The following is a 13,158-nucleotide window of genomic DNA, read 5'->3' as shown; positions in this document are numbered from 1 at the left end:
ATGGTCAGAACCCGCATAAACGAGAGCGATGAGATCTGTTTGATGAAGGATACGTCAACTGCAAAGTCCGATATATAACAATCGCCTATCGCAGGATTACAGTGGTGAGCCCGACAGGATTCGAACCTGTGACCCACTGATTAAAAGTCAGTTGCTCTACCAACTGAGCTACGGGCCCGCCTTCTGTGAGCGGCTAACTACGGAACTCGCGGGGGGCGGTCAAGAGCCAATCCACTTAAAAATCGTCATCTCTGGCAGAATCCTTCAAGCTGGGGTAGGAGGCTGGCATGACAGAGCTTTTCCCCCACGGCTTGCCCTTCATGAAGATGCATGGCGCAGGCAATGATTTTGTGGTGATCGACTCGCGCGGGCGCGGGGCGGTGGTCACGGCTGCGCTTGCGCAGGCGGTAGGGGACCGTAATCGCGGTGTCGGCTTTGATCAGCTTGCCGAGATTCGCGATGCGGCAGATGCCGATTTCGCACTCGATTTCTGGAATGCGGATGGCAGCCGCGCAGGTGCCTGTGGTAACGCCACCCGCTGCGTCAGCGCCTATATGATGCAGCAACTGGCGCAGGGTGCGGTGGAACTGATGACCCAGCGCGGTCGGCTCACCGCACGCCGCCTGTCGGATGGCCGCGTTGCCGTCAACATGGGGCATCCGCAACGGGACTGGCGCGATATTCCGCTGGCTGAAGCGCAGGATACCACGCGCCTGACATTGCCGGGCGCCCCCGCTGCCGTCGGGATGGGTAATCCGCATTGCGTCTTCTTTGTTGATGATGCCGAGGCAGTCGATGTGTCGGGCCAGGGCGCGATCTATGAGCGTCACAACCTGTTCCCGCAGCGGACGAATGTCGAATTCGCAAGTGTTCTGGCGCCGGACCGGCTGCGTATGCGGGTGTGGGAGCGGGGGGCGGGTATCACCCTGGCCTGCGGCTCGGGCGCCTGTGCCACTGCTGTCGCGGCTGCGGAGCGCGGCCTGACGGGTCGGAAGGTCGATGTCGTGGTCGATGGCGGCTTGCTGCAAATCGACTGGCGCGAGGATGGCGTCTGGATGTCCGGGCCGGTTGCGCGAGTCTTCGACGGTGTGCTGCGCCCGGATTTTCTGGCAGGTCTGGAATGACAGCCCCGGTTTTCTCGACGCTCGGCTGCCGGCTGAACGCCTATGAAACCGAAGCCATGAAAGAACTGGCCGCGGCGGCGGGTGTCGATAACGCCGTGATTGTGAACACCTGCGCGGTCACGGCAGAGGCCGTGCGCAAGGCCAAGCAGGAAATCCGCCGCCTGGCCCGCGAAAATCCGGGGGCGCCCGTGATCGTGACGGGCTGCGCGGCGCAGACCGAACCCGAAACCTTCGCGGCAATGCCGGAAGTGACCAAGGTCATCGGCAATACCGAAAAGATGCAGCCCGAAACATGGTCTGGCTTGCGCGCGCCCGATCTGATTGGCCTGACCGAAAAGGTGCAGGTGGATGACATCATGTCTGTGCGCGAAACCGCCGGGCATCTGATCGACGGGTTTGGCCGTCATCGCGCCTATGTTCAGGTGCAGAACGGCTGTGACCATCGCTGCACCTTTTGCATCATTCCCTATGGCCGAGGCAATTCACGCTCGGTGCCTGCGGGGGTCGTGGTCGAACAGATCAAGCGGCTGGTAGACAAGGGGTTTCACGAAATCGTCCTGACTGGCGTCGATCTGACAAGCTGGGGGGCGGATCTGCCCGCAACCCCCCGGCTGGGCGATCTTGTCATGCGTATCCTGCGGCTGGTGCCGGATCTGCCGCGCCTGCGCATCAGTTCGATCGATTCGATCGAGGCGGATGAGATGCTCATGCAGGCTATTGCCACCGAACCGAGGCTGATGCCGCATCTGCACCTGAGCCTTCAGGCCGGGGATGACATGATCCTGAAACGGATGAAGCGCCGCCATCTGCGCGATGACGCCATCCGGTTCTGCGAGGAGGCGCGGCGCCTGCGGCCAGACATCGTCTTTGGGGCGGATATCATCGCGGGCTTTCCGACCGAAACCGAACAGATGTTCGAAAACTCGGTGAAGCTGATAGGCGACTGCGGGCTGACCTTCCTGCATGTCTTTCCGTTCAGCCCGCGCAAAGGCACACCCGCAGCCCGCATGCCGCAAGTCAACGGGGCTGTGGCAAAGGCGCGAGCTGCCCGGCTGCGGGCCGAAGGCGAGTTGGCACTGGCCCGGTATCTTGCCAGCCAGACCGGCCAGACGCGCCAGATCCTGACAGAGACGCCGCGCATGGGCCGGACGGAACATTTCGCCGAGGTCCGGTTTGAGAGCGATCAACCGGAGGGCCAGATCGTCACGGCGCGGATTACCGGATTTGCGGGCCAACAGCTCATCGCATAAGCTCACCCCGAAAGGGGACAGCCATGCCGGAACACAGCCATTCCCACAGCCACGGGAACCATGACAACCTGCTGATTGCAGTCGTTCTTCTGGGGATGGGCGCCGCGCTCTTCAGCGCCTTTCTGTTGCCTGGCTGGTGGGGCCCGGCGGGCCTGATAGCGGTTTATCTGGCCGCTGGCGTTCCCACCGCCCTTTCCGCCTTGTCCGAACTGTTTCGTGAACGGCGGCTGGATATTGACCTCCTGATGGTGCTTGCAGCCCTTGCTGCGGCTGCTGTCGGCTCTGCCCTCGAAGGGGCGGTTCTGCTGACCCTGTTTGCCATCTCTGAAACGTTGGAAACACGTGCGATGGGGCGGGCGCGGCGCGCGGTCGAGGCGTTGATGGCGCTGCGCCCCGATACCGCGCTCAAGCGGCAGGGCGGAACGGTGGTCGAGGTGCCCTCGGCAGAGCTTCTGCCAGGCGACATCGTGGTCGTGCGCCCCGGTGCGCGGGTGCCGGTGGACGGGGTGATCGTCGAAGGCGAGGCCTCGATGGATTTGTCGACGGTGACGGGCGAATCGATGCCCGCACACAAGGGGCCGGGGGATCGGGTTTTCGAGGCGACGGTGAACCTGAATGGCGTGCTGGAGGTTGAGGTCAGCCATGCCGCCGCTGACAGTACCGTAGCCCGGATGGTCGCGCTGGTGACGGAAGCGCAATCGCAAAAGGCGCCGTCCGAGCGATTTTCGGACTGGTTCGGCCAGCGTTATACGATTGCCGTGTTGCTTGGGGCCGTCGCCGCGTTTTTGGGCTTTCTGGCCACTGGCACAGATATGGATACCGCGCTTTACCGGGCGGCGACGCTGCTGGTGGCGGCCAGCCCCTGTGCGGTCGTGATCTCGGTTCCTGCCGCGATCCTGTCGGCGCTGTCAGCCGCCGCGCGGGGCGGCGTTCTGTTCAAAGGCGGCGGCGCGCTGGAGGCATTGGCCGAAGTCCGCGCTTTCGCCTTCGACAAGACCGGCACGCTGACCACCGGCCGGGCCGAGGTGACAGGCCTGCATACGACGGATGAATCACGCTTTCTTGCACTGATGGCAGGGATCGAGGCGCAATCGGAACATCCCATCGCCGATGCGATCCGCCGTGCGGCGGCCGAGCGCGGTATTGATGCGGCGGGGGTGCATGAGGTCCGCGCCCATCCCAGCGAGGGCGTGACCGGGCAGCATCCCGATGGCCCCTTGTGGGCCGGGAATGCGCGGATGGCGGCGCGCATGGGGGCTGACCTGCCGCATCTGGATGGGGTCAGCGACGGGGCGGAAACACTGATCTGGCTGGGCCGCGAGGCCGAGATCCTGGGGGCGGTGACTGTGGCGGACCGGCCGCGCGACAGTTCGCGCGCGGCGGTGACCCGGCTGCGTTCCGAAGGTTTGACCCTTGCACTGATGACTGGCGACCGACATGCCGTGGCCCGGCGTATCGGCGCGGATCTTGGTTTTCAGGAAACGGAAATCCACGCCGATCTTTTGCCCGCCGATAAGGTGGCGCTGGTGGGGGATCTGGCGGCGCAGGGCCGCGTGGCCTTTGTTGGCGACGGGGTGAACGATGCGGCTGCCCTCGCCCGCGCCGATGTCGGTATCGCCATGGGCGCGGCAGGCAGCGAGGTCGCCTTGCAGGCCGCCGATGTGGCGCTGATGTCGAACGAGATGGGGCAGCTTGCCGCCGCCCGCCATCTGGCGCGGCGCACGGCGCGCATCATCCGGCAGAACCTGATCTTCGCACTGGGCGCCATGCTGGTGCTGGTGATCGGCGGGCTGTTCTTCGATCTGCCGTTGCCTCTGGCGGTGCTGGGGCACGAGGGTGGTACGGTGCTGGTGGTGCTGAACGGGCTGCGCCTTCTGGCCGATCCAATCCGCCGCGCCTGAAACGAAAGGGGCGCCACACGGGCGCCCCGGTCGTTCTCAGTTCTTCATCCCGTCCCAGAAGCTGCGCACCTTCTTGAAGAAAGAGCTGGCTTCTGGGTTGTTTTCTTCCGACAGTTTCTCGAACTCGCGCAGCAATTCGCGCTGGCGGGCGGTCAGGTTCACCGGGGTTTCCACCACCAGTTCGATCAGCAGATCGCCGGTGCCGCCCCCGCGCAGCGCAGGCATACCCTTGCCGCGCAGCCGCATCTGCTTGCCGGTCTGGCTACCCGCAGGCACCTTCACACGACTGCGGCCGCCGTCAATGGTCGGCACCTCGACCTCGCCCCCCAGCGCAGCGGTGGCCATCGGCACCGGCACGCGGAAGAACAGATGCACGCCGTCACGCTGGAAGATCGGGTGTTCCTTCACCTCGATGAAGATGTAAAGGTCACCCGTCGGCCCGCCGCGCAGACCTGCCTCGCCCTCACCGGCCAACCGGATACGTGTGCCCGTCTCCACCCCGGCCGGGATGTTGACCGACAGCGCACGGTCCTTCTCGACCCGCCCGGCACCCTGACAGACCTTGCAGGGATTTTTCACCATCTGCCCCATGCCATTGCAGGTCGGACAGGTGCGTTCGACGGTGAAGAAGCCCTGTTGCGCCCGCACCTTGCCCATGCCCGAGCAGGTCGGACAGGTCACAGGCTCGGCGCCGCCCTCGGCTCCGGTGCCATGACAGGCGTCGCAGGCAACCGAGGCCGGGACATTGATGGTCTTCTGAACGCCCTTGTAGGCTTCCTCCAGATTGATGCGCAGGTTATAGCGCAGGTCCGAGCCGCGTTGCGCACGCGAGCGTGCACCGGCGCGACCGCCGCCGCCCATGAAGTCGCCGAACAGGTCTTCGAACACGTCCGAAAACGCGCTGGCGAAATCACCGTTGCCACTGAAGCCGCCGCCACGCGGGCCGCCGCCACCGCCCATGCCGCCTTCAAAAGCCGCGTGACCGAAGCGGTCATAGGCCGCCTTCTTGTCGGCATCCTTCAGCACGTCGTAAGCCTCGTTCACTTCCTTGAACTCGGCTTCGGCATTGGGATTGTCGGAGTTACGGTCGGGGTGAAGCTCTTTGGCCTTGGCCCGGTAGGCTTTCTTCAGTTCATCCGCAGATGCCCCGCGCGAGACGCCGAGCACCTCGTAATAGTCACGTTTTGCCATGGCTTATCCCCCTTCGGAACCGGAGAGGGGCGGCCCGTTGCCGGACCGCCCCCTTCGGATTTCCGCGGTCTTACTTCCGCTTGTCTTCGCCGAGATCCTCGAAATCGGCGTCGACAATGTCGTCATCGACCGAACGGGGGCCATCTTCATCCGCGCCGCCGTCGCCATCGGCCTGCTGCGCCTTGTAGATGGCTTCGCCCAGTTTCATCGCGGCTTCGGTCAGGTTCTGGATGCCGCCGCGGATCTTGCCCGCGTCGTCAGACTTGAGCGTTTCTTCCAGCGCCCCCATGGCCAGTTCGATAGCTTCCACGGTCGAGGGATCGACCTTGTCGCTGTGTTCGGCCAGGGACTTCTTGGTCGAGTGCAGCAGGCCTTCGCCCTGGTTGCGGGCTTCCACCAGTTCCTTGCGCTTCTTGTCGGCCTCGGCATTGGCCTCGGCATCGCGCACCATCTTTTCGATCTCGTCGTCGGACAGACCGCCGGACGCCTGGATCGTGATGTTCTGAGACTTGCCGGTACCTTTGTCCTTGGCCGAAACCGAAACGATGCCGTTGGCGTCGATGTCGAAGGTCACCTCGATCTGCGGCATGCCGCGCGGCGCGGGCGGGATGTCTTCCAGATTGAACTGGCCCAGAAGCTTGTTGTCGGCCGCCATTTCACGCTCACCTTGGAACACCCGGATCGTCACGGCGTTCTGGTTGTCCTCGGCTGTCGAGAAGACCTGGCTCTTCTTGGTCGGGATCGTGGTGTTGCGGTCGATCAGGCGGGTGAACACGCCGCCCAGCGTTTCGATGCCCAGCGAGAGCGGGGTCACGTCCAGCAGAACCACGTCCTTCACGTCGCCTTGCAGCACGCCGGCCTGAATGGCCGCACCCAGCGCCACCACCTCATCGGGGTTCACACCCTTGTGCGGTTCTTTCCCGAAGAACTTGGTCACCTCTTCGATGACTTTCGGCATCCGGGTCATCCCGCCGACCAGAACCACTTCGTCGATGTCGCTGATCGACAGGCCTGCATCCTTCAGCGCGGCCTGGCAGGGCTTCATCGAGCGTTTGATCAGGTCGTCGACAAGGCTTTCCAGCTTGGCGCGGGTCAGCTTCATCACCATGTGCAGCGGCGTGCCCGAGTTGCGGTCCATCGAGATGAACGGCTGGTTGATCTCGGTCTGGCTGGAGGACGACAGCTCGATCTTCGCTTTTTCGGCCGCTTCCTTCAGGCGCTGAAGCGCCATCTTGTCCTGGGTCAGGTCGACGCCATGTTCTTTCCTGAACTCTTCGGCCAGGTAATTGACGATACGCATGTCAAAGTCTTCGCCGCCGAGGAACGTATCCCCGTTGGTGGATTTCACTTCGAACAGGCCGTCGTCGATTTCCAGAATGGTGATGTCGAAGGTGCCGCCGCCAAGGTCATAGACGGCGATGGTCTTGGTGTCTTTCTTGTCCAGACCATAGGCCAGTGCGGCGGCGGTCGGTTCGTTGATGATGCGCAGCACTTCAAGGCCCGCGATCTTGCCCGCGTCCTTGGTGGCTTGCCGCTGTGCGTCGTTGAAATAGGCCGGAACCGTGATGACGGCCTGAGTAACGGTTTCACCCAGATAGGCCTCGGCGGTTTCCTTCATCTTCTGAAGGATCATCGCGCTGACTTGCGCGGGCGAGAATTTCTCGCCGCGGACTTCGACCCAGGCGTCGCCGTTCCCACCGTTCACGATGGAATAGGGCACCAGTTTCTTGTCCTTTTCCACTTCCGCATCGGTCACGCGGCGCCCGATCAGGCGCTTGACTGCGAAAACGGTATTGGTGGGGTTGGTGACGGCCTGCCGTTTGGCGGCCTGTCCGACCAGACGTTCATTTTCCGTAAAGCCCACGATCGAGGGCGTGGTGCGAGCCCCTTCGGAGTTCTCGATGACGCGCGGCTGCGACCCGTCCATGATGGCGACGCAGGAGTTCGTGGTCCCGAGGTCGATCCCGATGACTTTGGCCATGATATGCTACCTCTTCTTTCGGCGATGTTGTGGAGGCGGACCCTGAAAAGGCTTCCGTCCCCGATCCCATTTCAAGCGGCGGGGCGGCCCGCCCCAACCGGCTTCCCGGCGTATATAGGCAGGGCGAAAAGCCCCTGCAAGCGTGACAATCGGATGAATTTCCAGAACGGCAGGGGGAAAGCCCCCTGTTGTTCCGCCCGATCAGGGGGCCAGCGAACAGCAACCCGAAAGGGCGATGGGTTCGGCACCGCTTTCCTGATCGGGATTGACGAACAGGCTGATCGACAGGCCGTAATCCCGGTCGCTCATTCCGTCGTTGCAGGATTCGGCGGTCAGCGTGGCAAAGCCCTTCCGCGCTGGTCCCTCGATCTGCCACCCGATCTGGCCTGCGCGGCTTGTGCTGGACAGGTGCCAGTCAAGCCAAAGCCCAAGCGCCCCGTCCTGATCCCCCATCTGTGACAGCGCCATATTGCGCCGGGTGGGGTCGTAGACCAGTGACCAGAAGGGTTCGGTGCCAAAGCAGGTCATTGGCCGGTCAAGGCTTTGCCAGCCCGGCCCAGCCACGGGCGCCAGATAGCGCATCGAGACCCACCCCGACGCTTCGCCCAGGTTGACGCGGCCCCAGGTGCCGCCGGGCGCCAGCGCGACAACCTCGACCATGCGGGCATCGTGCGGCAGGCTGCCGATCTGCGGTGCGTTTGCTTCGGGCAGCGTGCGGATGTTCAGCACATCATCCGGCGCTACATCCCGAACGTCGAAAAGGGCAGGCATGTCCTGCGCGAGGGCGGGGGTGGTAAGGCAAGAGCAGGTGATCAGGGCAGCAAAGCGTGAAGTCATCGTTTAGAGAACCAACTGGCCGAGATATGTTTACGGGTATAGAATTCCGCCATCATCCCGATGACGAAACAGACGCAGGTTACCTTCACGGCATAGCCGATGCTGGTGTAGTGGGGATGGTAATTCATGAACACGAAACCCCGGCCCTGGTCGATGGTATGGAACAGGGGGTTCCAGTCAAACCATTGCCGGATCTTGTGCGGGGCCTGGTTGGCAATCAGCATCTTACCGCTGGCGATCATGTTTGCGCGCATGTAAACCATTGTCACAACACCAAAAACATCCGGTGCCCATGGTTTTGCGGCGAGGAAGATCATGCCAATGGCCACCCCCGAGGCCCAGGATAGCAGCATCATCCCCATCGCACCGACGGGATCGTGAATGGTGATTGGCGTGAAGGCGGCGTGGTAGCCATAAAGCACGCAGGAAGCAGACAGAATTTGCAGGTAAAGTGAACTCAGCGCCGATGAGGCGATGGACACGATGGTGTTCATCGGCGCGTGTTTCATCATGGCCGAGGTCGGGCCTTCGGCACCCGCCACCGCACCCAGTGCCTTGGAATGAGTCATGAACATGAAGACGCCGGACATGACGTACAGCACGAAATTCCCGCGCACGGCTGCTGCCCGGTTCGATCCCATCAGTGTCATCATCGTGTAGAACACCAGCACCAGCACGACGGTCTGCACCATGTTCAGCAGCAGACCCAGCACAGCATTGCCATGCCCCTGACGCACATGCCGTACGCTGGCGTGAAAAATCAGTTCCAGCGTGGCGAAGGCCGATTGTGCCGACGACCTTGCGCGTTCTGCCTCGAACATTCTGCCGCACCTCTTACGGACCTGGTTCCCATCTTGCGCGGGAAATCTTGCCGATCCCTTAGCGACGGATGATAAGGGGATCAGAAAAATGAAGCAACATTAAGGCCCCAAGGGCCGCGCGGAGCCTGCACATGGATCACTCGACCCTCGTTCCCGCCATTCGACGTCTCGCTCTGGAAGCGGGTGACCGGATCATGGAGATCTACAACTCGCCCGAGTTCGAGGTGAAATCCAAAAGTGATTCCAGCCCGGTGACCGAGGCGGACGAGGCAGCGGATGCGATCATCGCGGCTGGTCTGCGCGCGGCATTTCCGGATGTGGTGCTGATCACCGAAGAGCAGGCGGCGAGCCATGGCCTCAGCGCGTCGACATTCCTGATCGTCGATCCGCTGGATGGCACCAAGGAGTTCGTGCAGCGCCGTGGCGATTTTACCGTCAACATTGCCTATGTCGAAAACGGGGTGCCGCTGCGGGGGGTGGTCTATGCTCCGGCGAAGGGACGGCTGTTCTACACGCAGGAGGATGGCGCAGCGGTCGAGGAAACCGGCGCTTTCGACAAGGCCGCGCGTGGCCCGGTCACGCCGCTGCATGTCAGTACGCCGGACAATAATGCGCTGATGGTCGTTGCTTCCAAGTCGCATCGCGATGCTGCGACGGATGATTACATCGGCAAATACGGGGTAAAAGACATGACCTCGGCCGGGTCGTCGCTGAAATTCTGTCTGGTGGCGACAGGCGAGGCCGACCTGTATCCGCGCCTTGGCCGGACGATGGAATGGGATACCGCCGCCGGCGATGCCGTGCTGCGCGGTGCCGGCGGCCATGTCGTACGCTTCGATGATCACGCGCCGCTGGCCTATGGCAAGGCGGGCTGGGATAATCCGTTCTTCATCGCCTATGCGCCGGGTGTGGAGCTGAAGAAGTGAGCGTCCTTCTGGCCATTCCCGCCCGCTATGCCTCGACCCGCTATCCGGGCAAGCCTCTGGTTTCGTTGAAAGGACCGGATGGGGAAAAGACCCTGATCCGCCGCTCATGGGAGGCGGCGCAGGGGGTGAAGGGTGTTGATCGCGTGGTGGTCGCCACCGATGACGACCGCATCAAAACCCATGCCGAAAGCTTTGGTGCCGAGGTGGTGATGACCTCCTCCGCCTGCCAGAACGGCACCGAACGCTGCGCCGAGGTGGCGGCGAAGCTGCCGGGCTATGAGATGGTGGTGAACCTGCAGGGCGACGCCCCGCTGACACCCGCATGGTTTGTCGAGGATCTGATTGCCGGTCTGCGCTCGGATCCGCAGGCCGATATTGCGACGCCGGTGCTGTGCTGCGATGGCCGGGCGCTGAACGGCTTTCTGGCCGACCGTCGTGCGGGTCGGGTCGGCGGCACCACTGCCGTGTTCGGCGTGGGGGGGCGGGCGCTCTATTTCTCGAAAGAGGTGATCCCCTATACCGGGAAGACCTTTGCTGACGAGGATGCGACGCCGGTCTTTCACCATGTTGGCGTCTATGCCTATCGCCCGCGCGCGCTGCGCGCCTATCCATCCTGGCCGGTTGGCCCGCTGGAGGTGCTGGAGGGGCTGGAGCAGCTCCGTTTCCTCGAACAGGGCCGCAACGTGCTCTGCGTCGAGGTCGATGCCAAGGGGCGTCAGTTCTGGGAGCTGAACAACCCCGAGGATGTGCCCCGGATCGAGGCCATGATGGCCGAGATGGCCGGCGCGTGACCGATCTGCCCACGATCAGTGTGATCGTGGCAAGCTGGCAGCGGCCGGAAGCCTTGCGGCGCTGCCTGACCGGGTTGCGGCAGCAGGATCATCCGCAGCTGGAGCTTTGCGTCGTGGCCGACAGTGCCGCCTGCGAGGCGGTGGTCGCGCCGATGCAGGCGGCGGGGCTGGTCTGCAAACTGGCGGTGGCGGCACTTCCCAACCTCTCGTTGTCGCGGAACACGGGGCTCGCTCTGGCTGCGGGTGAGGCTGTAGCCTTCATCGACGACGATGCGGTGGCCGAGCCGACCTGGGCGAGCCGCCTTGCCGCGGCCTTCCAGACTCCCGGCGTGGTCGCGGCAACCGGGTTCACGCGTGGTCGCAACGGGATTTCCTTTCAGTGGACGGCGACCGGGGTCGATGCGACGGGGCAGGACCATGCGCTGCACCTTCCGTCTGGCATCAGCATGCACTCCGGCACGCCACAACGGGCGGTGAAGCCCGTGGGCACGAACTGCGCCTTTCGGCGCATGGCCCTGCTTGGCGTGGGTGGTTTCGATCCGGCCTATCGGTTCTACCTTGAAGATGCCGATATTGCCCTGCGTCTTGCCCCCCTTGGTATGACCGCCGTTGTGCCCGATGCGCAGGTGCATCACGGCTTCGAGGCCAGCAACCGCCGCCGGGCCGACCGCGTGCCTCTGGATCTGCATGAGATCGGCGCCTCCAGCATGGTTTTTCTGCGCCGTCATGCCGCAGAGCGGGAATGGGCCCCCGCGCTGGACCGTCTGCATGCCGACCAGCGGCGGCGGCTGCTCAGCCATATGGTCACCGGCCGGATCGAGCCACGCGAGGTCGAGCTTCTGCTGCGGGGGTTATATGCAGGTATAGCGGACGGGGCTGCCCGTCCGTTGCCGGTACTCCCATCCTTGCCCGACACCTCCGGGTCCTTCCTTCCGCTTCCTGGCACCGGGCCGCGTCCGGGCGCTGTTGTGGCGGGCAGGGTGTGGCAACGCGCGCAGCTTGCCCGCCGGGCGCGTGCGGCGGTGGCGGCGGGGGCGGTGACCACGGTCCTGCGCTTCAGCCCGACAGGGCTGCGCCATCGGGCGAATTTCCATCCCGATGGCTACTGGCAGCAATGGGGAGGTCTGTTTGGCGCGGCCCGCCGCGAGGAACCGCCTTTCCGCCTGATGCGTTTCGATGACAGGGTGCTGCGTGAATGTCGCAGATGGGCGGAAGTGCGCCCATGTGTGGCAGACCCCGAGCGGGTGTCTTGAGTGCGCGCATGGCCTGCGTTAGGCGTCACAGGAGTTTGCCGTAATCCCACACCTGACTTCCAAAATGGCACCTTTTTGTCACTTTATTTGGTTATGCAGGATGAAATGCGGTATGATCGCCCGAAATGGCGTGCCAGCCTTTGTTTGAAAGCATGCAAATGCAAGAGGAATCGAGCCAGATCATGAAGCCCAGAAAGGTGACCAAGGCGGTATTTCCGGTTGCGGGTCTCGGGACCCGTTTTCTGCCTGCGACGAAGTCGATCCCGAAAGAGATCATGACGCTGGTGGACCGTCCGCTGATCCAGTACGCGATCGACGAGGCGCGGGCGGCGGGGATCAAGGAGTTCATCTTCGTGACCTCGCGCGGCAAGTCGGCGCTGGAGGATTACTTCGACCACGCGCCGGAACTGGAAAGCGCGCTGCGCAAGAAGGGCAAGGATGACCTGCTGGAGGTCCTGAAGGACACCAACATGGATTCGGGTGCCATCGCCTATGTGCGGCAGAACCGGCCGATGGGGCTGGGCCATGCCGTCTGGTGCGCCCGCCGCCTGATCGGCAACGAGCCCTTCGCGGTGCTGCTGCCCGATGACGTGATCGCGGCCGAGAAATCCTGCCTGGCGCAGATGGTGGAGGCCTACGAACAGACCGGCGGCAACATGGTCGCCGCGATGGAAGTGCCGCCGCCCAAGGCCTCGGCCTATGGCGTGCTCGACATCGCCGAGGACATGGGCACCATCGTCCGGGCCAAAGGCATGGTGGAGAAGCCGAAGGCGGAAGAGGCGCCGTCGAACCTTGCGGTCATCGGCCGCTACATCCTGTCGCCGAAGGTGCTGACCAACCTGAACCGGATGAAACAGGGCGCGGGCGGCGAGATCCAGCTGACCGATGCCATCGCCGAAGAGATTGGCGAGGGCGGCTCGGGCGTCTACGGCTACCGCTTCCGGGGCCAGCGCTACGACTGCGGCTCGAAAGCCGGGTTCCTGCAGGCCACCGTCGCCTTCGGCATGGCCCGCGACGACCTCCGCGACGAATTCTCCGCCTACCTCCACGACACCCTGGCCCAACAGAAAGCCGCGCAGTAAC

At 63.6% G+C, this 13,158-nt stretch carries 11 protein-coding genes and 1 tRNA gene; 7 read left to right on the top strand and 5 right to left on the bottom strand.

Annotation, left to right across the window (positions count from 1 at the left end):
• Nucleotides 1–102 precede the first annotated feature (102 nt).
• Nucleotides 103–178, bottom strand: a tRNA-Lys gene (locus AO684_RS13560).
• Nucleotides 179–287: 109 nt separating this feature from the next.
• Between AO684_RS13560 and dapF the strand changes: the two genes are divergently transcribed.
• From dapF to AO684_RS13545, 3 genes are read left to right on the top strand one after another with little or no spacing between them, the layout of a single operon-like run.
• On the top strand, nt 288–1,124 hold the full coding sequence (dapF, locus tag AO684_RS13555; RefSeq protein ID WP_054303285.1) for a diaminopimelate epimerase: 837 nt from the start codon (nt 288–290) through the stop codon (nt 1,122–1,124).
• A complete protein-coding gene (mtaB, locus tag AO684_RS13550) occupies nt 1,121–2,374 on the top strand; it encodes a tRNA (N(6)-L-threonylcarbamoyladenosine(37)-C(2))-methylthiotransferase MtaB (protein ID WP_054303284.1) in 1,254 nt (417 codons plus the stop codon). Before dapF ends, mtaB begins: the two co-directional genes overlap by 4 nt.
• Before the next feature lie 23 nt (nt 2,375–2,397).
• The gene (locus AO684_RS13545; RefSeq protein WP_054303283.1) at nt 2,398–4,275 is read left to right on the top strand and encodes a cation-translocating P-type ATPase; all 1,878 of its coding nucleotides are present in this window, start codon (nt 2,398–2,400) and stop codon (nt 4,273–4,275) included.
• Between the two features lie 36 nt (nt 4,276–4,311).
• Here the strand turns inward: AO684_RS13545 and dnaJ are convergent, their stop codons facing one another.
• The 4 genes from dnaJ to AO684_RS13525 all read right to left on the bottom strand — a co-directional run bounded on the left by dnaJ (nt 4,312) and on the right by AO684_RS13525 (nt 9,105).
• Nucleotides 4,312–5,466, bottom strand: a complete 1,155-nt coding sequence (gene dnaJ, locus AO684_RS13540; protein WP_054303282.1) for a molecular chaperone DnaJ — start codon at nt 5,464–5,466, stop codon at nt 4,312–4,314.
• 70 nt (nt 5,467–5,536) lie between these two features.
• The gene (dnaK, locus tag AO684_RS13535; protein WP_054303281.1) at nt 5,537–7,447 is read right to left on the bottom strand and encodes a molecular chaperone DnaK; all 1,911 of its coding nucleotides are present in this window, start codon (nt 7,445–7,447) and stop codon (nt 5,537–5,539) included.
• A gap of 201 nt (nt 7,448–7,648) precedes the next feature.
• Nucleotides 7,649–8,218, bottom strand: a complete 570-nt coding sequence (locus AO684_RS13530) for a hypothetical protein (RefSeq protein WP_054303280.1) — start codon at nt 8,216–8,218, stop codon at nt 7,649–7,651.
• Between the two features lie 62 nt (nt 8,219–8,280).
• Nucleotides 8,281–9,105, bottom strand: coding sequence for an ABC transporter permease (locus AO684_RS13525; RefSeq protein WP_054303279.1), 825 nt, complete (start codon nt 9,103–9,105; stop codon nt 8,281–8,283).
• Nucleotides 9,106–9,236: 131 nt separating this feature from the next.
• On the opposite strand from AO684_RS13525, the gene cysQ reads away from it, so the two are divergent.
• The 4 genes from cysQ to galU all read left to right on the top strand — a co-directional run bounded on the left by cysQ (nt 9,237) and on the right by galU (nt 13,157).
• On the top strand, nt 9,237–10,031 hold the full coding sequence (gene cysQ, locus AO684_RS13520) for a 3'(2'),5'-bisphosphate nucleotidase CysQ (RefSeq protein WP_054303278.1): 795 nt from the start codon (nt 9,237–9,239) through the stop codon (nt 10,029–10,031).
• Complete coding sequence (locus AO684_RS13515; RefSeq protein WP_054303277.1) at nt 10,028–10,822, top strand: 3-deoxy-manno-octulosonate cytidylyltransferase; 795 nt, start codon at nt 10,028–10,030, stop codon at nt 10,820–10,822. Before cysQ ends, AO684_RS13515 begins: the two co-directional genes overlap by 4 nt.
• On the top strand, nt 10,819–12,075 hold the full coding sequence (locus AO684_RS13510) for a glycosyltransferase family 2 protein (protein WP_054303276.1): 1,257 nt from the start codon (nt 10,819–10,821) through the stop codon (nt 12,073–12,075). Before AO684_RS13515 ends, AO684_RS13510 begins: the two co-directional genes overlap by 4 nt.
• Nucleotides 12,076–12,257: 182 nt before the next feature.
• Nucleotides 12,258–13,157 (top strand): UTP--glucose-1-phosphate uridylyltransferase GalU, encoded by a 900-nt coding sequence (gene galU / locus AO684_RS13505; RefSeq protein ID WP_054303357.1) that lies wholly within the window; start codon nt 12,258–12,260, stop codon nt 13,155–13,157.
• The last annotated feature ends 1 nt before the right edge of the window (nt 13,158 follow it).

The sequence above is a fragment of the Gemmobacter sp. LW-1 genome, from assembly GCF_001303875.1.
In the GTDB taxonomy this organism is placed as follows: domain Bacteria; phylum Pseudomonadota; class Alphaproteobacteria; order Rhodobacterales; family Rhodobacteraceae; genus Gemmobacter; species Gemmobacter caeni.
The sequence above is the reverse complement of the archived record's forward strand: the minus strand, read 5'-3'. Positions and strand labels throughout refer to the sequence as shown.